Origin of the sequence: Pseudomonas sp. B21-015, from assembly GCF_024749285.1 — a bacterium.
Taxonomy (GTDB): domain Bacteria; phylum Pseudomonadota; class Gammaproteobacteria; order Pseudomonadales; family Pseudomonadaceae; genus Aquipseudomonas.
On record NZ_CP087196.1, the window covers coordinates 6,558,437 to 6,578,979 of the forward strand.

Here is a 20,543-nt window from a genome sequence, read left to right on the forward strand (position 1 = left end):
CCCTTATCCGGCCAACACTTGATTGGCGTTTCCACTGAGCACCGCTTGCAGCAGTTCGCGATCAAGGCCGGCGCCGAGAATCTTCTGGCACACCGCCGAGTAGCTACCGCACACCGGCAGATCGGAGCCGAAAAGTACTTTGCTGTGCACCGCCGGACGCTCGTGCAGCCAGTCCACCAGCACCTCAGGCGGGACCAGGGCGGTATCCAGGTACACCCCCGGATAACGACAGGCCATCTCAAGCGCCTCGTCGTACCAGGTCGGCTTGCCGCCGTGTGCAAAGATCACCTTGAGCCGTGGGAAGGTTTCTACCAGGCGGCGAAAATCCCCAGGCCGGATGAACTTCTGCTCGGTGTCGCGCTGCGCAGTCAGGCCGGTGTGGAACATGATGGGCTGGCCGACTTCAGCACACATTTCATAGACCGCCATCATCGAGTCGAGGTACGGATCAAACCCATGGTCGGCGGGGTAGAACTTGTAGCCCTTGATCCCCCGCTCGAAATCCTTGTGCCACTCTTGGAGTGGATCAGCGTGGTGCAGCGGATTGATATTGCCGAACGGTACAAAGAAAGGATCGCTGCCGCAGAAGTCCAGAATCAACTGGCTGTCGATGGAAAAGTTGGTCCCCGGCCCGCACTCTGCGAGGATCACCGCACGTGCCACCCCGCGCTCTTGAAGATAAGCCTTCAACGCCAATGGATTGGAAAATATCTCACGAACATCGATCCCTTCCTCAAAAGGAAATTTGGTCAATAGCCCTTGAATGTCGTCACGCAGCAGCGAGAATCTTCCAGCATGAATATGAAAGTCTACGAAGTTCATTATTAAATCCTTTTAAAATGTCGAAATCACGTTCCACAGTTTCGGAGCTTCAAAAACTGGAGCGATTTGCTCTACTAGCAATTGCTGCCGCAGGAACTCCGATAGTGGTTCGATGTGTTCCGCTTCGCGCCACTCAGCGGCCAAGTCTTCAATAATGTGATGCTCCGCCAGCAACTCTCCGCCGTGGTAATGCCGGATAATCGGGTGTAGAAAGTTTGAATCTTCGGCGCGTTTGACGTTCTCTCTGGCAATACGCGAAACATTGAAAGGGTTGTCAAACTTGCGCTGACCAAACTCCAAGGTCAGTGTCATGTACTCATCAGCGGCAAAGCGTTGTGCGACGTAGTCCTGGGGCAATTCAAGATGCCATTTCAAGCGCTGTTGTTGCCGGTCTATCAGCATCACATCTTGCAGGAAGCCTGGTTGCTGCCAGAGGGCCGAGGACTGATTGACCCGCTCGATGATGCGCTCGCATGCCGGCGCCACCTGCAACTCATGGGTAGCCTGCGGCAGGGCGACTCCGTCGTAGCGCTCCAACAGCAACTGGCACAGAGTGCGCACGTTGTAACGGAAACCGTGAATGAACCCCGACATGTACTTCTTGTAGTCGAGGTACTGCATCAAGGTGCCGGCAAAGTAAAGGTCTGGAATATTCTTTGACTGCCAATCCACCTGCTGCGCGGGCAATCGGCCCATGGAGCACAGCTCAGGGCGGCAAGACTCGTCGAACATCGAATCATCAAAGCGAAAGCCGGTACAGGCAATAACGCGATCGTATTCGATGACTTCCTGCTCACCCTCGGCGTGCTCGTAGCTGAAGTAGGCCTTGAACTTATCACCCTCACGCTCGATGCGATGCAGTTTAGCGTCGAGAATCGCGTTCTGCGATTTAAGCTGGTACGTGTCGAGCAGGTTGTTGTTGACCGCCCGCACATGCCCGACGTAGTGAGTCGACCAGGCCATACGCAATGGATTTGGGCTCGCCACATGGATCATCGCCGCATGCTCGATCAGTGCGTCGGCGGTCTCGAAGCCCGAGTTGCCCTTGCCCAGGATCAGCACTTTCTTGTTGGTCAACGGCACCGGGTCGATGTCCATATCGACATAGTGCTCGACGTGCTCGATCCCCTCGATGTCCGGCAGCCAAGGCAGTTGCACGCCGGTGGCGACGATCAGCACACGGGCCCGCAGCTCCTCGCCCGTGGACAAGGTGACGATAAAGTCCTGGTCACGACGTACGTTCACTACTGAGCTATCGGTACGCACATTAAGCTGATGCTCTTTGGCAAAACCGTCCAAATAACGCGGCATGTCATCGGCATCGGGGAAATAGCGCTGGCTGTAGTCGGTGAACCGTGCCGCGGTGCTTTCGCTGCTTAACAGCGAGTTCCAATCCCAACGCAAGTTAATCTCAGGATCAGAATAACCGGTATGGACTTTATTGATTGAGATCAACTTTCTATGCCGCGGAAATCGTTCAAATGATGTGCCCGCGCGACCACCGCTCTCAACAATCAGATAATCACGCCCTTGTTGTTGTAAGCAATAACCGGCCTGCAGCCCTCCCGGGCCAGCGCCAACAACCAAGTATCCATACGTCTTCTCAGCGGACATTTGAAGCTCTCCTTATGTTTCACTTATTGACCAGAACAGCGCGCACGTAGACGTCCACGCTGTTACAGTGCGGAATTAATGAGTTGGGCAGATCAACAGTAAAACTGGCCTGATAGCCACAGACTTACATCAAAGTTAAACCGGCTTGGAGTTATAGATATCCAATGACCGCATGTTTCTCACCGTTGGATCTGATCACTTGGGTGCGAGTAAAACCAGCTTCATGCAACAGCGCCTGAAACTGAGCCGCCGTGCGATGTTGCCCGCCGGTTTCCAGGAGCATCGCCAGGTCCTGCATGACCGCGGCAAACGGCTCGGCGCCTGACGCTTCCAACAAGCGATCGAGCACCAGAACTCGCCCTCCGGGATTCAGCGTCTGGCGAACCCGGCGCAGCAGCTGCAGAGATTGCTCGTCATTCCAGTCAGAGAGAATGAACCCCAGTGAGTAGGCATCCGCGTGGGGCAGCTCACCGGACCAGAAGTCACCCGGCGCAAAGCTGACCCTTGAGGCCAGCCCCACCCCGCTGATCCGCGCCAGGCAATGGGGCTCCACGGCAGGCAGGTCGAACACCACCGCCCTGAGCTCGGCATGCTGTTGTGCGGCGGCGATGGCGAAGGTACCAATGCCGCCCCCCAAGTCGACCAGGCTCGACGCGTCGCCCAGCACCCCCAGCTTCACCAACTCTGCTGAAGGCTCGCGGCTGAGGTTCCACATCGCATCATGGAACGCTGCGCCACGGTCCTCGGCCAGCAGGTAATCGAAGGGTGCCGACGCGTCTTGCGCCAGTTTCGACCATTGCGCCTGGCCGCTGCCCACGGCATCGCCGAGGTGGCGAAACAGCGGCAGAGTGTTGCTGTCGAAGTGTTCGAGCAAAGGCCCCAGATACTGCGACGACTGAGGATCCAGCGCGCCACGGGCGGACGCCGACAGTCGATAGCCACCCGCTTGTTCCTCGACCAGCCCCCAAGCAATCGCGCCGCGCAAAAACCGCTCCAGTGTGGAGCCATCCAGCGCCAGGGTTTGTGCCAGAGCGTCTGCCCCGGAGCCCACGTCAGCGCTTGCAAGGGACTGGAAAACCCCTAGTCGATGCCCCTGCAGTAGAATTGCGCTGCCCATGAAGCCATAGAGCGCCAGACTCACGGGATCCAGGACCTTCCCGGCCATTGGTGGTACTGCCATATCAACCTCCCTGTCCAACTGATGTAGTGATTAAACGCCCAGCTCGAAAGAGCCTTGGGCCACGACTTGCCCGTTGATGATCAGATGCACCTCGTGTGCGCCAGGGTAGTAACTTCTCAGCGAACTGCTTTCGATACTGTGATCGCGCTGCAGCTTCACCGACCCCTTGACCAGCTTCTGGCGCTTGCTCCACTTGAACACCCGGCGGTTGATCTGGCCTCGGGCACCCGGTGCGAGAATCGCGTAGTCGACCATCAGCCCATGCTCGCTGGTGCTGTCGATCTGGATATCGCAATCCAGGGAAATACGCTCCCCTGGCTTGATCTGCGAAGGTCCGACCTGGAAGCGCTTGACCTGCACCGGCGCGGCCATGGAATACCCAAGCAGCTCCAGCGCACGGCTGTCACCGCGCCGCGCCAGGGTACGCAGCGAATGGCGGATGACCCAATCGGTGTGCGGCCCACGCTCCTCGACCTGCCAACGCTCCAGCACATCGAGCACGGCGCTGGGATGGTCCTTGCTGATGTCATTGAGGTTGTTGGCCACCGAGCGGCGTACATACTCGCTGCGATCGTTGCGCAGACGCTCCAGTAGGGCCAGGACCGGTGCTGGGTCAACCAACAGGCTCGGGACCCGGGAGGCCCACGGCAGGCGCGGACGCGTGCCCTCGGAAACCAGCCTGCGCACGTCGGGGCTGTCATCGCTGACCCAGCCGGCCAGCACCTGCAATGTAGGCTCCAGGTAGGCATCCAGATAAGGCCGGATGGCGAACTCGCCGGTGAAGTGCTGAGTCACCTTCTTGATCGCCTGCATGGCGGGCTCAAAGTGCTCAAGACCGCGGGTTTCGAAAATATCGGCGATCACCCACACCGGAAACCCGGTCATGCGACCAAAGCGGGTCCCGGGGATCGGGTCAAGCATGCGAACCAGTACCTGGGCCGCCGGCACAAACTCCAGGCCCAAACCATCCCAGAGGGCGCTGGCCATGGCCTTGACCCGGGCCTTCATCTCCAGCGGTCGCAGGTCCGCTGGCAACGAGGCGCTGTAGCGCTGCTGATCGAAGCTCGCTAGCAGCGCGGCAGCGCGACCGCCCAACTCGACGCCGAGCGGATGATCGAAGTAATCCTTGAAGTCCATGACATCTCCCTTGAATCAACGCTGAGCGTCGAGGCTGCTCTTATCAAATGTCAGCTCGTTGTAGCCATTGCCAAAGCGGTAGTTGCTCCAGCGCATCCAGGTCTGCTTGCCGGTCTGGTGGTTGACCATTCGCATCTCGCTGGCCCGCCAGTAGCGGTCCAGGTAAACACCATAACCGCTGTAGGTCTGGGTTTTGAGCAGCGCATTCTTGCGGTCGTAGTATTCGACCTTGAGCGGCCGGTAATACTGTTTGTCGAGCCAGGTGACCTGACGGGTGTAGCCGGAGCGCGGGTAAGCTGGGGTCATTTCCAGCTTGTACGCGTCCAACCCATCGACTACCTCGTCCCCCAGATACTGGTACTGATACTTATCGAGTTCCCAACTGGCCATGTCCTCGTAGGCGAACTCACTGCCCATAAATGGGCCTGACTTGTTCTCCGAAGCAATCCGTTTGACCCGACGCAGCGACGGGAAAAACTGCCACTGATCATCCGAGGTCAGGCTATGGGCGTGGGTCAGTAAGGTGGTGCCACGCACGTCCGCCGGACTCAGAAAACGCACCAGGCTCTTGTCGCCATCGGCATGCACTTCAAAAAACTGCACCGCTAACTCACGGGTACTTACCGCGCCGTAGGCATTACGCAATTCCATTTGCAGATCCGCCGACATGTCCTTCCAGCCGATGTTGTGCTGGTCCGCCTGCCTGGCGATCTCCTGACCTTTCTCATCCGCCACGGCCACGCTCATCTCAACGAGGCAGAACAGCATCGCCAGGTACTTCACGCTCTTCAGTCCTTTCACGCTTCTTCTCCAATGTCAGTTCAAGCAACCCTGGCAGCAGGAAAAAATCCGCCAGCAGAGCAATCACTAATGTCAGGGCGGTCATCAGCCCCATTTCCTGGTTCAAGGCGAACTCGGATGTTGCCTGGACCAGGAACCCGGCCGTCAAGGTCAGCGAGGTCACCAACAAGGCCGGTGCCGTGCTGGCGAAAGCCTCGCCAACCGCTTCACCCACCGTCTGGCCGTGGGACTTGACCCGCTGCAACACCGCGTACATAAAGTGGATGGTGTCATCGACCACCACCCCCAGGGTCATGGAGGCGACGATGGCCACCGAGAACCCAACCTGCCCAACGCAGAGCCACCAGATACCCAGGGCCATGGCTGCCGGAATTACGTTCGGCACCATGGACAGCAGGCCCAGTTTCCAGGAGCGGAACAGCAGCATCAGCAAGAACGCAACCACCGCCGCCGAGGCGATGATCCCCCACATCATGCTCTCGATATTGCGCTGGCCGATGTGGGCGAAGATCAATGTGGTGCTGGCGGCCTTGGCTTCGATTCCCGGCGCGTTGCTGGCCAGCCACGACATCGAGCGACGCTCGAAGTCGAGCATCTGCCGGGTACTCAGTTCGTGCAGGGCCACCACGCTCCGGGTGACCGTACGGCTGACATCGATCTGGTTGTTCAGGTCAAGGCCATAAGGTAAGGACTGCTCGTACAGCAGCAGGCTCTGCGCCGCCACTTCGGTGCTTTCCGGCAGCCGATAAGCTTCCTCGGTGCCAGTGGTCAGGCTACGGTTGACTCGCTTGACCACGTCCGAGAGCGAACTGACATGGGCGACTTCCGACTGTTGGCGCAACCAGGTGGTATAGGCTTCCACCTGAGCCAGAAAGACCGGGTCATTCACGCCGCTGCTTGATTTGGACTTGAGCGCATACTCGATGGTGTAAAGACCGGTGAGGTTCTGCTCGGTGTAGTCATTGGCCTGCCGGAAAGCAGTCTCCGGGCTGAACCAGCGCAGATACTGGTCATTGAGCTCATTGCGCCCGGCCAACGAGGCCAGCACCACTACTACAGGGATGCTTAGCCACATCAACATCCGCGAGCGTGATTGTACCCAAGTGCCGAAGCGGGTCATTGCATGTTCAAGCGGATCACCTTTGGCGCTGGGCTTGAGTGGCAGCAGCGCAACCAGGCCCGGCAGCAGAAACAGGGTGAACAACCAGGCCAGGGCGATGCCGATCGAGACGATGTTGCCCAGGTCACGGAAAGGCGGGATCTCGCTGAAGTTCAGGGACAGGAAAGCCACCGCGGTGGTCAGACTGGTCACGGTGACCGGCACAAGGGTTTCGTGCAGCGCTTCACGCAATGCATCCAACCGGGTAGCACCCTTGCGCAGATGCATCAGGGTGACCGACAGCACATGCACCGAGTCCGCCACGGCGATCATCAGAATCACCAGCGGCGCAGACGCCGAGAGCGACGTCAGGCTCATGCCCAGCCAGCCCGCGATGCCCTCGGCGCTGGTCATGGCCAGATACACCACCGCCACCGCTGCCACTGTGGCCAGCACGCTGCGCAGCATGATCAGCGCGGCGATCAGGATCACCAGATAGACCCAAGGGGTCAGGTTGGCGGCGTCACCCAAGGCGGCTTCTAGGAAGGCGTTGTTGTACATCGCCATGCCCGTCAGGTGCACTTTGATCCCGGGAAACTTGGCTTGCGCCTCCTCAGCCAGCTGACGGGCGAAGCTCACCACCTCGCTATTCTCATAAGGAGAAACCCCGGCCAGGTGATACACCACATTGACCGCGGCGACGCTGCCGGCTTTGGACACCAAGCGGCCCACCAGCTGCGGCTCTGACAAGGCGATGGTGCGGACCCGCTGACGCTGCTGCTCGTTCAGGGCAGCGGCATCACGCACCAGATCGGCGACCTGGATGTTGTCCGCGTCGGCGTCGATATTCTGGAAGTTACTGAGGGAATCCACCCGCACCGAATAAGGTGTCTGCCAGGCGCGCTGGGTGATCCATTGCAGCGCTTCAAGGGACGACTGGCTGAACACGTCGCCCGACTCCGGCGCCACCACAATGAACAGGTTGTCCGACCGGTCAAAGGTCGCCTGCATCTGCTCCTGCGCCATCAGCTCCGGGTTGTCCGGGGCAAGATACACCCGGTAATCGGTACTGAAGCCGAGTCGGCTCTGCCCCAGGCTGGCCAGATATGCCAGCCCTAGAAACAGCAGCAGGAACCCCCATCGCAAGCGCACTACACCTGACACTATCGTTCTCATCATTTTGACATCCGTTCCAAAAGGGCTATGTGATCGACGGTGCGCAAGCTATAGAACAACATCTTTTACGTCAACAGTTGACGTGCAAACATTTAGCTTGTAGTTTTTTTACGTCAAATATGACGTCATATAAAGGAGCAAGACATGAAGCTGAACGTAATCAGCGAAGCAAATCAGCCCACCGCGGCATCGGCTGTAGTGCTGGACGGTCGGGTTTCCCAACCGATGTTTGGGGAACTGGAAGTGCGTCGCCTGCAACTTTCCCCTGCGGCGGACGGGCAACCGGGGGTTCACGTGACAGGCGTCAAACAGGATCTCGCGCGCTGGGCCGAAGTCCAGGGCCCCACCATGCTGGTGGCCTTTCAGTTCCAGGCACCTAATGCCTCAGACAACGCCGATGCCCTGGCCAAGTATGTCGCCGACCGCGAACCAGCCCTAGCCCGCCACGGTGGGCACGTGGTGATCAGCGCTGTCACAGAGCGTGGTGAGCAGTGGTCCTTCGACGGCTTCGAGATCATCGAATTCCCGTCGGCGGACGCCGTGGGCCAACTGATGCAAGACCCCGACTACCGCAATCGGACTGCGGCTTCCAGCGCGGTATTCGGTGGCGCCTTCGCCATGGCACCGATCCAAGCCGCCTAAAGCTGCAATCAAGGACGATAGGATGAACGCTTTTGCGCCAGGCCCTCGCGGGCATATGCTTTTCGGCTGCTCTGAGCGGTTTCGTAACGAACCGCTGGCACTCTTGAACGAGTGTCGGCAGCGCTACGGTACCCTCGTACGATTGCCCGTCGGTTTTGGGGCTTCCTTCTGCCTGGCCTTCGACCCGGCCGATCTCGATACCATTTTCCAGGGCGAAAACTTCGGTCGCAGCGATATCGCCGCGGCCTTCGGCCCCCTGGCGGGTGGCAGCATGATCATCGCCGACGGCCAGAAGTGGAAGGAGCAGCGCAAGGCGGTCATCCCGTCGTTTGCCCTGCCGCGCCTGCGTGAGCTCGCGCTGAATGTCGACGCCCTGGCTCACGAACGCGTGGCCGACTGGTCCAATCGCGTGGACCACAACGGCGACATCGACCTGCAACACGAAATGGTCGAGTACGCCATGGACGTGCTGACCCAGTTTCTCTTCGGACACCGCATCGGCGCCCAGGCTATTGCGCGCATCTCGCAAGGCTGGACCCTGAGCCTGCGCTACATGAATATCCGTCTGTCCTCGCCGGTTCCGCTTCCCGATTGGTTGCCGACGCCGAACAACCGCCGGCTGCACAACGCCGCCGGGCAGATCGCCACGGTCCTGCTGGAAATCATTGCCCAGCATCGCAGCAGTGCCGACGCAGCCGCTGGCGGTTTTCTTGGCGACTTGATCGACTACCGCGATGAACAAGGCCAGGCCCTCGATGATCAGCTCATCCTGCGGGAAATCATGGGCGTGTTCCTGGCCGGCTTCGACACCGTCGCCTCAGCCATGATGTGGACCTTGGGCGATCTTGCCAAATACCCGAGCTGGCAGCAGGCGGTACGCGATGAATTGAATTCAGTCGCCACCAGCAGCCGGCTCGACCTGAAAGACACGCCCGTGCTGGAACAATGCTTTAACGAATCCATGCGCCTGTCGCCACCGCTGTGGCTAATCGATCGCAAAGCCGCCCAACCATGCGTACTCGGTGGCCAACGGGTGCCGGGAGGCACCAACATCATCATGAGTCCTTGGGTGACTCACCGTGACCCAACCTTCTGGGAGCGGCCTCTGGACTACCATCCCGAGCATTTTGCGGCGACGGCGCCCAGCCGTCCCAAGTACGCCTTCTTTCCCTTTGGCGGCGGACGGATGAAGTGCATTGGCATCGGCTTGGCACACTTGCAATTGAAGGCGCTGCTCCGGCAGGTGCTGACAAACTACGAGCTCAATGTGCGCCCGGAACACTTGCCTGAAATTGAACCGGCATTCGTTCTACGGACTCGCAATGGCCTGAAGACTTCTCTGACCAGGCGCGTAGCTCATGGCGTATCCACTGTCGCGATTTAGCCGAGGACTGCTGCTGGCTTGCCTGACAATCACCTTGAGCCCCTGCGCAAGCAGCACAGAGGAGCAGTACAAGCTGACATTCCAGGGCAATGGCTACGAGCCGGCGCGCACGTCTTTTGCAGGTCTGCAGTTCAAGTGGGATCGCCATGAACCACTGCTCGAGCAGATGTCGTTGGACATGGAGGTGGAATTACAGTGGGCGGGGCTGGACCGATACGACGCCGCGGACCTGCGCGAGTTTTCGTTGTCCTACCGACCTGGGCCTTGGCAACTGGGGGTCGGACTAAGCCGGGTGTTTTGGGGAGTCACCGAGTCCCGGCATCTGGTCGACGTGGTGAATCAGGTTGACCTCAGGTTCGACCCAGATGGAGACGCTCGCCTCTCACAACCTATGGCCTCGGTGGGCTATCGCGGCCTGGGGCAGAACATGACGTTGTATGTCCTACCCTGCTATCGCGAGCGTCCGGACGCGCTGATCTTCGGTGAACATGGCGCGCAGGACCCTGCCTATGAGCAGGACCTCTTCACGCCACTGCGCTGCTCCGGGCAGACCGACTTTGCCGTGCGCGCCACCCAGGTAGCCGGCCCTGCGGATATTGGCCTCAGTTACTTTCGGGGTCACAGCCGCGACCCCTACGCGGGGCACTCACCTTCCAGCTTCGACCCGGCGTACCCTGAGGTGGACAGGCTCGCCGTCGACACCCAAGTCACCCTGGGCGCCTGGCTGTTGAAGCTTGAAGCGTTGCTTCAGGACAGTAAGTACGGGGTTGATCGGGCCAGTGTCTCGGGCTTCGAATATACCTGGGTGTCGGCCTTCAATGGTGCCAGTGATCTATCCCTGCTGTACGAGCACCTGACCGACACCCGATGCGACAGCATCATTGCGTCATGCGGCGAGATGCTGGGAGTCCGATGGATTGCCAACGACGTCGCGGACACCAACCTGCTGGTATCCACCGTGAGGGATCGCCAAAGTGGCTTATGGGGTCTGAAAGTTCAGGGCAGCCGGCGCCTTGATGAGCAACTGAGTCTGCTGCTCAACAGCGGTGGTATGTACCGAGCAAGGTACCTGTCCGTTGGGCTATCCTATGCGTTTTGATCATATTGGCAGCCCGTTTTTAGCTCTGCCCTGCTTTACGCGTGGCAACAACAAACTACAGGATGGTTTTCAGGGCATGAGGCCAGCTTGAACGCGTTTTGCTCGATCGCCCACTGCATTCAGAGGTACGAATAGTGGCACGTAACAGCAATGCTGAACCCGTACTACGCAACCTGTTTTGCTTCAACTTCTATCGTGGATGGCGAGGCATTTCTGAGTTCTACAGAAAGTACCTGCCTGAAGGTATATCCGCACAGCAGAGCTACCTTCTGGAGCTTTGCCAAACGGATAAGGGCATTCTGGTGGGAGATATTGCGCATCAGCTTGAAATAGACATCTCGGCAGTGTCCGGGCTGCTAAAGCGCATGGAGGGCAGCAGCCTGATCAGACGAGAAGTCCTACCGTCGAACCGACGTCAAACCTTAGTGTTCCTTACTCTTCAGGGGAAGAGCTACGTAAGGAAGTCCATCAGTCGATGATGGTTGCTGATCGTTTGTTATCTGAAGCTATCCGAAAAGAGGACAAGCTTTCGCTGATCAGAGTGGTCGATCAGATCAGACACCTCATAGACGCCGAGTGAGCATTAAAATTCTGCTGAATCGTCCCTAGTTTCTAAACACCTCCATGTAAGCGTACGCCGAACTCACCCTGCGTGGATTAGGCAGAAATGTGCCAATTGGTCGTCAGGCAACCGCTGCTAAGCTGTAAGCATGTCCAGGAGCCCTTTCAATGTTGTAATGGAGCGCTCCGCTGGCGCTATGCTCGCTGGCCACGGATGGAATCCGCTCAACCAGACGGCAAGCATTCCGGCTGCTGTGGCCACAAGGTCGGACATATGGTGGAGGCCATGAAATAGAAAAAGCCCCTGAAATCAGGGGCTTTGGGCATTGTGTCAAAATTTATCGTCTAAAACCAAGTGTTTCGATCACCTGTGGATAACTTATTCCACCGTCACCGACTTCGCCAGATTTCGCGGCTGATCAACGTCAGTGCCTTTCAACACGGCCACGTAATACGAGAGCAACTGCAACGGAATGGTGTAGAGGATCGGCGACAGGATGTCGTGGATGTGCGGCATCTGGACAACATGAGTACCTTCGCCATTGGTCATGCCGGCCTGCTCGTCGGCAAAGACGACCAGCTGACCGCCACGGGCGCGGACTTCCTGGAGGTTGGACTTCAGCTTCTCCAGCAACTCGTTGTTCGGCGCCACGGTGACCACCGGCATGTCGTTATCCACAAGCGCCAGCGGGCCATGTTTCAGTTCGCCCGCCGGGTAGGCTTCCGCGTGGATGTAGGAGATTTCCTTGAGCTTGAGGGCCCCTTCCATCGCCACCGGGAATTGCGCGCCGCGACCGAGGAACAGCGTGTGGTTCTTCTCGGCGAACAGTTCGGCGATTTTCTCCACGGTGCTGTCCATGGCCAGGGCTTCGCCCAAACGGGTCGGCAAGCGACGCAGTTCTTCGACCAGTGTGGCTTCGACGCCTTCAGCCAACGTGCCGCGAACCTGACCCAGGGCCAGGGTCAGCAACAGCAGGCCAACCAATTGAGTGGTGAAGGCTTTGGTCGAGGCCACGCCGATTTCGCGACCGGCCTGGGTCAGCAGCGTCAGGTCCGACTCACGCACCAGGGAACTGATGCCGACGTTGCAGATCGCCAGGCTGGAAAGGAAGCCCAGTTCTTTGGCATTGCGCAGGGCGGCCAGGGTGTCGGCAGTTTCACCAGACTGGGAGATGCTCACGAACAGGGTGTCGGGCTGCACGACCACTTTGCGGTAACGGAATTCGCTGGCGACTTCGACCTGACACGGGATACCGGCCAGTTCTTCGAGCCAATACCGAGCAACCATGCCGGCATGATAGCTGGTGCCGCAGGCGACGATCTGTACATTGCGCACCTTGGCGAACAGCTCGGCAGCTTGGGGACCAAATGCCTCGACCAGCACCTGGTTCTGACTCAGACGACCTTCAAGAGTACGTTGCACCACAGCCGGCTGCTCGTGAATCTCCTTGAGCATGTAATGCCGGAATTCGCCCTTATCAGCGGCTTCGGCCCCGTCACGGTACTGGACGCTTTCACGCTCGACGAGTGCACCGTTGATATCCCAGATCTGCACGCTATCGCGGCGAATTTCGGCGATATCGCCTTCTTCCAGGTACATGAAGCGGTCAGTGACCTGGCGCAGTGCCAATTGATCGGAGGCCAGGAAGTTTTCGCCCAGGCCCAGACCGATCACCAATGGACTGCCACTGCGGGCCGCCACCAGACGATCCGGTTGGCGGGCGCTGATCACCGCCAGACCGTAAGCACCGTGCAGCTCTTTAACAGTCGCTTTCAAAGCCGCAGTCAGGTCCGGTTGCACCTTGATTTTTTCGTGCAGCAAATGCGCGATGACTTCAGTGTCAGTGTCCGACGTGAATACGTGGCCCAGCGCCTTGAGTTGCTCACGCAGGGCTTCGTGGTTCTCGATGATGCCGTTGTGCACCACCGCCAGATCGCCTGAAAAATGCGGGTGAGCGTTGCGCTCGCACGGCGCGCCATGGGTCGCCCAGCGGGTATGGGCGATGCCCAGACGGCCAATCAGAGGCTCTTCGACCAGCGCCTGTTCCAGTTCGCTGACCTTGCCCGGACGACGCACGCGCAAGAGTTTTTCATCGTTGGTGTACACCGCCACGCCGGCGCTGTCATAACCACGGTATTCCAGACGCTTGAGACCTTCGAGCAGGATGGCGGTAATGTTCCGTTCTGCGACTGCACCAACAATTCCACACATGCTAGTTCTCCTGACTGACAGCGGCGCAAATCACATTGATGCCGCGGGCCTGAATCTGATCGCGTGCCGCAAGCGGCAGGCGATCATCGGTAATGAGGGTATGGACGCTGCTCCAAGGCAGCTCCAGATTGGGAATTTTGCGGCCGATCTTGTCGGCTTCGACCATCACGATCACTTCGCGGGCGACCTCGGCCATGACACGGCTCAGGCCCAGCAACTCATTGAAGGTGGTGGTCCCGCGCACCAGATCGATGCCATCGGCGCCAATAAATAACTGATCGAAGTCATATGAGCGTAGTACCTGCTCTGCCACCTGGCCCTGGAAGGACTCGGAATGCGGATCCCAGGTACCACCGGTCATCAACAGCACTGGCTCGTGCTCAAGTTCAGTCAAGGCGTTGGCGACATGCAGAGAGTTGGTCATCACCACCAGACCCGGTTGTTGGCCGAGCTCCGGGATCATCGCGGCGGTGGTACTGCCGCTGTCGATGATGATGCGCGCATGCTCGCGAATCCGCGTGACGGCGGCGCGGGCAATGGCCTGCTTGTATTTGGAAACCGGTTGGCCGATGTCGGCGACCAGCTCCTGAGGCATGGTGACTGCTCCGCCATAACGACGCAGCAACAGACCGTTGCTTTCGAGCGCCGCCAGATCCTTGCGAATCGTAACTTCCGAGGTTTCGAAGCGCTTGGCCAGTTCGTCCACGCTGACTTCCCCCTGCTCGTTGAGCAAGGCGAGGATATTGTGGCGGCGTTGGGGCGTGTTGCGTTTCGACATAATTAGGTAAGTTTCGATTCGAAAGATAACGTAAGCAATCAAAACCTATCGGCGAAACTTCGTCAAGCCAGCATCAGAAAAAAAAGGATGTGTGGATAACCCATAAAAAGATCGCAGCCTGCGGCAGCTCCTACAGGGAATTCTTGTTCACTCTGTAGGAGCTGCCGCAGGCTGCGATCTTTTGATCTTTCAATTTGTGGATAACTTAACTCTTCTTGATCTTCTCCGGCCGCTTCCAGCCATCAATGTTCTTCTGCCGCGCCCGGCCGACAGCCAACTGGGCTTTATCCACATTCTGGGTAATAGTCGAACCGGCCGCCGTGGTCGCACCCGCAGAGATATCCACAGGCGCCACCAACGAGTTGTTGGAGCCGATGAACACATCTTCACCCAGCACGGTTTTCCACTTGTTGGCGCCATCGTAATTGCAAGTGATGGTGCCTGCGCCGACGTTGGTACGCGCACCGATCTCGGCATCGCCCAAGTACGTCAAGTGACCGGCCTTGGCGCCTTCACCCAGGTGAGCGTTCTTCAGCTCGACAAAGTTACCCACATGCGCGCGAGCTTCCAGCACTGTGCCGGGACGCAAACGAGCGAACGGACCGGCATCGCTGCCTTCGCCGAGAATTGCGCCTTCGATATGGCTGTTGGCCTTGATCACCACGCCTTTGCGCAGGGTGCTGTCCTTGATCACGCAGTTCGGGCCGATCACTACGTCGTCCTCGATGACCACTTTGCCTTCGAGGATCACGTTGATGTCGATCAGCACATCGCGGCCGACGATCACTTCGCCGCGCACATCGAAACGTGCCGGGTCGCGCAGGGTCACGCCTTGAGCCATCAAACGCCGAGCAGCGCGCAGTTGGTAGTGACGCTCCAGCTCGGCAAGCTGCCTGCGATCGTTGGCACCCTGCACTTCCATGGCGTCATGGGGTTGTTCGGTGGCCACCACCAGACCATCGCTGACCGCCATGGCGATCACGTCAGTCAGGTAATACTCGCCCTGGGCGTTGTTGTTGGAGAGGCGGCCCAGCCAATCGCCCAACCGTTGAAAAGGTACTGCCAGAATGCCGGTATTGCCTTCGGTGATCGCACGCTCGGCTTCGTTGGCGTCTTTCTGCTCGACGATGGCAGTCACATTGCCGGCGGCATCACGGACAATGCGACCATAACCGGTCGGGTCATTCAGTTCGACGGTGAGCAGGCCCAATTGCTTCGGTGCAGCCTGCTTGAGCAGACGTTGCAGGGTTTCGACTTCGATCAGCGGCACGTCACCGTAGAGAATCAGCACGGTGTCGGACTCGATGAACGGCACAGCCTGGGCCACCGCATGACCGGTACCCAGCTGTTTGTCCTGCAGGACAAAATTCAGGTCATCGGCGGCCAGACGCTCGCGCACCGCTTCGGCGCCATGGCCAATCACTACATGGATGCGCTGTGGATCAAGTTGCCGGGCGCTGTGGATAACATGACCAAGCATTGAATTACCGGCAATCGGATGCAGGACTTTCGGCAAGGCCGAACGCATGCGAGTGCCTTGGCCGGCAGCGAGGATAACGATTTCAAGGGACATGACTGGCTACCAATCCTGGGTGGTCAGCAACTGCGACCAAGTGATGAAAATCGGAAAAGAAAAAAGGGTAGCCGAGGCTACCCTTTTTAATCAATCGCACAACAAGTTGATGGCCGATTAGTGGCCGAACTTCTTGCGGATCTGCTGGACGGTGCGCAGCTGAGCTGCGGCCTCGGCCAGACGTGCGGCAGCAGAACCGTAATCGAATTCCGCGCCTCGCTCATGCAAGGCCTTCTCGGCAGCCTTAACGGCTTCCTGAGCGGAGGCTTCGTCCAGGTCGGCAGCACGTTGCACGGTGTCGGCAAGAACCTTGACCATGTTCGGCTGAACCTCGAGGAAACCGCCGGAGATGTAATACACCTCCTCTTCCCCGCCCTGCTTGATCAAGCGGATAGGACCCGGCTTGAGATTAGTGATCAGCGGCGCGTGACCCAAGGCGATACCAAGATCACCCAGTGCACCGTGCGCAACCACCATCTCGACCAGGCCGGAAAAGATTTCCCCTTCCGCGCTGACGATATCGCAATGGACTGTCATAGCCATCTGATTGCCTCAACCTAAATTAGCGCCCGTTGCCGGGCGCCGGGATTACAGTTTCTTGGCTTTCTCGATCGCTTCTTCGATGCCGCCGACCATGTAGAACGCTTGTTCTGGCAGGTGGTCGTAGTCACCGTTGAGGATGCCTTTGAAGCCAGCAATGGTGTCTTTCAGGGAAACGTATTTACCCGAAGCACCGGTGAAGACTTCAGCCACGAAGAACGGCTGCGACAGGAAGCGCTGGATCTTACGAGCACGGTTTACCAACTGCTTGTCGGCTTCCGACAGCTCGTCCATACCCAGGATCGCAATGATGTCCTTCAGTTCTTTGTAACGCTGCAGAACATACTGTACACCGCGAGCGGTATCGTAGTGGTCCTGGCCGATTACGTTCGGGTCCAGCTGGCGCGAAGTCGAGTCGAGTGGATCGACCGCTGGGTAGATACCCAGGGAAGCGATGTCACGGGACAGAACGACGGTGGCGTCCAAGTGGGCGAAGGTGGTCGCTGGCGACGGGTCAGTCAAGTCATCCGCAGGTACGTATACCGCTTGGATCGAGGTGATCGAACCGTTTTTGGTCGAAGTGATACGCTCTTGCAGAGTACCCATCTCTTCGGCCAGGGTCGGCTGGTAACCTACTGCGGAAGGCATACGGCCCAGCAGTGCGGATACTTCAGTACCGGCCAGGGTGTAACGATAGATGTTGTCGACGAACAGCAGAACGTCGTTACCTTCGTCACGGAACTTCTCGGCCATGGTCAGGCCGGTCAGTGCTACGCGCAGACGGTTACCCGGCGGCTCGTTCATCTGACCGTAAACCAGTGCCACTTTGTCCAGAACGTTGGAGTCCTTCATCTCGTGGTAGAAGTCGTTACCCTCACGAGTACGCTCACCCACACCAGCGAACACGGAATAACCGCTGTGCTCGATGGCGATGTTACGGATCAGTTCCATCATGTTTACGGTTTTGCCTACACCGGCACCACCGAACAGACCAACTTTACCACCCTTGGCGAACGGGCAAACCAGGTCGATAACCTTGATGCCGGTTTCCAGCAGGTCGTTGCCGCCCGCTTGTTCAGCGAAGGTTGGCGCAGGACGGTGAATGCCCCAGCGCTCTTCGGTGTCGATCGGGCCAGCTTCGTCGATCGGGTTGCCCAGTACGTCCATGATCCGGCCCAGAGTCGCTTTACCGACCGGTACGGAGATGGCAGCGCCAGAGTCGGTGACTTCCAGACCGCGCTTCAAGCCCTCGGTGGAACCCATCGCAATGGTACGAACCACGCCGTCGCCCAGCTGTTGCTGAACTTCCAGAGTGGTTTCGGCCGCGCTTTGTACTTTCAGCGCGTTGTAGATGCTCGGTACGCTGTCGCGTGGAAATTCCACGTCGATAACGGCGCCGATGATTTGAACGATACGTCCGCTACTCATAGCTGGATCCTCTGAATATTTGAACCGTTAAACCGCGGCAGCGCCGCCGACGATTTCCGAGATCTCTTGGGTGATCGCAGCCTGACGCGCCTTGTTGTAGACCAGCTGCAAATCGCTGATCAAATCACCGGCGTTGTCGGTAGCGTTCTTCATCGCGATCATCCGCGCAGCTTGTTCAGCCGCGTTGTTCTCGACCACCGCCTGGTAGACCTGCGACTCCACGTAACGGACCATCAAGCCGTCAAGCAGCTCTTTGGCGTCCGGTTCGTACAGATAATCCCAGTGGTGCTTGAGTTCCTGATCCGGGGTTGCCACCAGTGGAATCAACTGCTCCACGGTAGGCTGTTGTGTCATGGTGTTGATGAACTTGTTGGACACCACGGACAGGCGGTCAATACGGCCGTCCAGGTAGGCATCCAGCATCACCTTGACGCTGCCGATCAGGTCATTGATCGACGGCTCTTCACCCAGGTGGCTGATAGCTGCAACGACGTTACCGCCGAAGTTGCGGAAGAAAGCCGCACCCTTGCTACCAACGACACACAGATCGATCTCGACGCCGTTTTCGCGGTTTACCGCCATGTCCTTGACCAGAGCCTTGAACAGGTTGGTGTTCAAGCCACCACACAGACCACGGTCACTGCTCACCACGACGTAACCGACGCGCTTTACTTCACGGTCGATCATGAACGGGTGGCGATATTCCGGGTTGGCGTTGGCCAGATGGCCAATAACCTGGCGGATGCGCTCCGCGTAAGGACGGCTAGCAGCCATGCGCATTTGTGCCTTGCGCATTTTGCTGACCGCCACTTTTTCCATGGCGCTGGTAATCTTTTGCGTGCTTTTGATGCTCGCAATCTTACTGCGAATCTCTTTTGCGCCTGCCATGTAACACCTATCAGGTTAGCAAGCGGGAGCCTTGCGGCTCCCGCTGCGGCTTACCAGGTTTGGGTGGCCTTGAACTTCTCGATACCGGCTTTCATGCCAGCGTCGATTTCGTCATTGAAGTCACCCTTCACGTTGATCTTCGCCATCAAATCGGCGTGATCGCGGTTGAAGAAAGCAATCAGCGCTTGTTCAAAGCTGCCGATCTTGGCGATTTCGACGTCAGTCAGGAACCCACGCTCAGCGGCATACAGCGACAGCGCCATGTCAGCGATCGACATTGGTGCGTATTGCTTCTGCTTCATCAGCTCGGTAACGCGCTGACCATGCTCAAGTTGCTTACGGGTCGCTTCGTCCAGGTCAGAAGCGAACTGGGCGAATGCCGCCAGTTCACGGTACTGAGCCAGAGCGGTACGGATACCACCGGACAGCTTCTTGATGATCTTGGTCTGAGCGGCACCACCCACACGGGATACCGAAACACCGGCGTTCACTGCAGGACGGATCCCGGAGTTGAACATGGCCGATTCCAGGAAGATCTGACCGTCGGTGATGGAAATCACGTTGGTCGGAACGAACGCGGAAACGTCGCCAGCCTGGGTTTCGATGATCGGCAGTGCGGTCAGGGAACCGGTTTTGCCGGTCACTGCGCCGTTGGTGAACTTCTCTACGTACTCTTCCGAAACGCGGGATGCGCGCTCCAGCAGACGGGAGTGGAGATAGAACACGTCGCCTGGGTAAGCTTCACGGCCTGGTGGACGGCGCAGCAGCAGGGAAATCTGGCGGTAAGCCACTGCTTGCTTGGACAGATCGTCATAAACGATCAGCGCGTCTTCACCGCGGTCGCGGAAGTATTCGCCCATGGTGCAACCGGAGTACGGTGCCAGGAATTGCAGTGCTGCAGATTCCGAAGCGCTCGCAGCCACGACGATGGTGTTAGCCAATGCGCCGTTTTCTTCCAGCTTGCGAACCACGTTGGCGATGGTCGATTGCTTCTGACCGATCGCTACGTAGACGCAGAAAATGCCGCTGTCTTTCTGGTTGATGATCGCGTCGATCGCCAGAGCGGTTTTACCGATCTGACGGTCACCGATGATCAGCTCACGCTGGCCACGGCCGACAGGGATCATGGCATCGACAGCCTTGTAGCCAGTCTGTACAGGCTGGTCTACCGACTTACGCCAGATCACGCCTGGAGCAACTTTCTCGACCGCATCGGTCTCGGTGTTGTTCAGCGGACCTTTGCCGTCAACTGGGTTACCCAGTGCGTCGACAACGCGACCCAGCAGTTCCTTACCTACCGGAACTTCGAGGATGCGGCCGGTGCACTTGGCGCTCATGCCTTCAGCCAGAGTCTGGTAGGAGCCCAATACTACGGCACCTACAGAGTCTTGCTCGAGGTTGAGAGCCATACCGAAGACGCCGCCCGGAAACTCGATCATCTCGCCGTACATGACGTCGGCCAGACCGTGAATCCGCACGATGCCGTCAGATACGCTGACGACAGTGCCTTCGTTACGGGCTTGGGAGGTCACATCGAGCTTGTCGATGCGGCCCTTGATAATTTCACTTATTTCGGAAGGATTGAGTTGCTGCATTGCTCTGCTGCCCC

17 protein-coding genes are annotated in these 20,543 nt (G+C 58.4%); 4 read left to right on the top strand and 13 right to left on the bottom strand.

The window, feature by feature from the left end; translation table 11 throughout:
* Positions 1–3: 3 nt before the first annotated feature.
* From LOY38_RS30025 to LOY38_RS30050, 6 genes are all read right to left on the bottom strand, one after another.
* The gene (locus tag LOY38_RS30025) at positions 4–822 is read right to left on the bottom strand and encodes an amidohydrolase family protein (protein ID WP_258698310.1); all 819 of its coding nucleotides are present in this window, start codon (positions 820–822) and stop codon (positions 4–6) included.
* Between the two features lie 12 nt (positions 823–834).
* Positions 835–2,436, bottom strand: coding sequence for an NAD(P)-binding domain-containing protein (locus tag LOY38_RS30030; protein ID WP_258698311.1), 1,602 nt, complete (start codon positions 2,434–2,436; stop codon positions 835–837).
* A 151-nt stretch (positions 2,437–2,587) separates the two neighbouring features.
* Positions 2,588–3,616 (bottom strand): methyltransferase, encoded by a 1,029-nt coding sequence (locus LOY38_RS30035; RefSeq protein ID WP_258698312.1) that lies wholly within the window; start codon positions 3,614–3,616, stop codon positions 2,588–2,590.
* A gap of 30 nt (positions 3,617–3,646) precedes the next feature.
* Positions 3,647–4,753, bottom strand: a complete 1,107-nt coding sequence (locus LOY38_RS30040; protein ID WP_258698313.1) for a DNA alkylation repair protein — start codon at positions 4,751–4,753, stop codon at positions 3,647–3,649.
* A 15-nt stretch (positions 4,754–4,768) separates the two neighbouring features.
* A complete protein-coding gene (locus LOY38_RS30045; protein WP_207238837.1) occupies positions 4,769–5,554 on the bottom strand; it encodes an outer membrane lipoprotein-sorting protein in 786 nt (261 codons plus the stop codon).
* Positions 5,502–7,832, bottom strand: coding sequence for an RND family transporter (locus LOY38_RS30050; protein ID WP_258698314.1), 2,331 nt, complete (start codon positions 7,830–7,832; stop codon positions 5,502–5,504). Before LOY38_RS30050 ends, LOY38_RS30045 begins: the two co-directional genes overlap by 53 nt.
* Before the next feature lie 141 nt (positions 7,833–7,973).
* Between LOY38_RS30050 and LOY38_RS30055 the strand changes: the two genes are divergently transcribed.
* From LOY38_RS30055 to LOY38_RS30070, 4 genes are all read left to right on the top strand, one after another.
* Positions 7,974–8,471 (top strand): DUF1330 domain-containing protein, encoded by a 498-nt coding sequence (locus LOY38_RS30055; RefSeq protein WP_258698315.1) that lies wholly within the window; start codon positions 7,974–7,976, stop codon positions 8,469–8,471.
* A gap of 22 nt (positions 8,472–8,493) precedes the next feature.
* The gene (locus tag LOY38_RS30060; protein WP_258698316.1) at positions 8,494–9,855 is read left to right on the top strand and encodes a cytochrome P450; all 1,362 of its coding nucleotides are present in this window, start codon (positions 8,494–8,496) and stop codon (positions 9,853–9,855) included.
* The gene (locus LOY38_RS30065; protein ID WP_258698317.1) at positions 9,830–10,954 is read left to right on the top strand and encodes a hypothetical protein; all 1,125 of its coding nucleotides are present in this window, start codon (positions 9,830–9,832) and stop codon (positions 10,952–10,954) included. Before LOY38_RS30060 ends, LOY38_RS30065 begins: the two co-directional genes overlap by 26 nt.
* Before the next feature lie 134 nt (positions 10,955–11,088).
* Positions 11,089–11,433: a MarR family winged helix-turn-helix transcriptional regulator gene (locus LOY38_RS30070; protein ID WP_258698318.1), complete on the top strand. Its 345-nt coding sequence runs from the start codon at positions 11,089–11,091 to the stop codon at positions 11,431–11,433.
* 461 nt (positions 11,434–11,894) lie between these two features.
* Here the strand turns inward: LOY38_RS30070 and glmS are convergent, their stop codons facing one another.
* From glmS to atpA, 7 genes are all read right to left on the bottom strand, one after another.
* Positions 11,895–13,727: a glutamine--fructose-6-phosphate transaminase (isomerizing) gene (glmS, locus tag LOY38_RS30075; protein ID WP_258698319.1), complete on the bottom strand. Its 1,833-nt coding sequence runs from the start codon at positions 13,725–13,727 to the stop codon at positions 11,895–11,897.
* 1 nt (position 13,728) lies between these two features.
* Entirely contained in the window at positions 13,729–14,508 is a 780-nt protein-coding gene (locus tag LOY38_RS30080) for a DeoR/GlpR family DNA-binding transcription regulator (RefSeq protein ID WP_258700823.1), read from the bottom strand.
* Positions 14,509–14,710: 202 nt separating this feature from the next.
* Positions 14,711–16,078: a bifunctional UDP-N-acetylglucosamine diphosphorylase/glucosamine-1-phosphate N-acetyltransferase GlmU gene (glmU, locus tag LOY38_RS30085; RefSeq protein ID WP_258698320.1), complete on the bottom strand. Its 1,368-nt coding sequence runs from the start codon at positions 16,076–16,078 to the stop codon at positions 14,711–14,713.
* A 117-nt stretch (positions 16,079–16,195) separates the two neighbouring features.
* Complete coding sequence (locus LOY38_RS30090; RefSeq protein ID WP_010465460.1) at positions 16,196–16,621, bottom strand: F0F1 ATP synthase subunit epsilon; 426 nt, start codon at positions 16,619–16,621, stop codon at positions 16,196–16,198.
* Between the two features lie 45 nt (positions 16,622–16,666).
* On the bottom strand, positions 16,667–18,046 hold the full coding sequence (gene atpD / locus LOY38_RS30095; protein WP_105342556.1) for a F0F1 ATP synthase subunit beta: 1,380 nt from the start codon (positions 18,044–18,046) through the stop codon (positions 16,667–16,669).
* A gap of 27 nt (positions 18,047–18,073) precedes the next feature.
* Positions 18,074–18,934 carry a F0F1 ATP synthase subunit gamma gene (atpG, locus tag LOY38_RS30100; protein ID WP_007934344.1) on the bottom strand — a complete coding sequence of 287 codons (861 nt, stop codon included), beginning with the start codon at positions 18,932–18,934 and terminating at the stop codon, positions 18,074–18,076.
* A 50-nt stretch (positions 18,935–18,984) separates the two neighbouring features.
* Entirely contained in the window at positions 18,985–20,529 is a 1,545-nt protein-coding gene (gene atpA, locus LOY38_RS30105) for a F0F1 ATP synthase subunit alpha (protein ID WP_105342560.1), read from the bottom strand.
* Positions 20,530–20,543 lie beyond the last annotated feature (14 nt).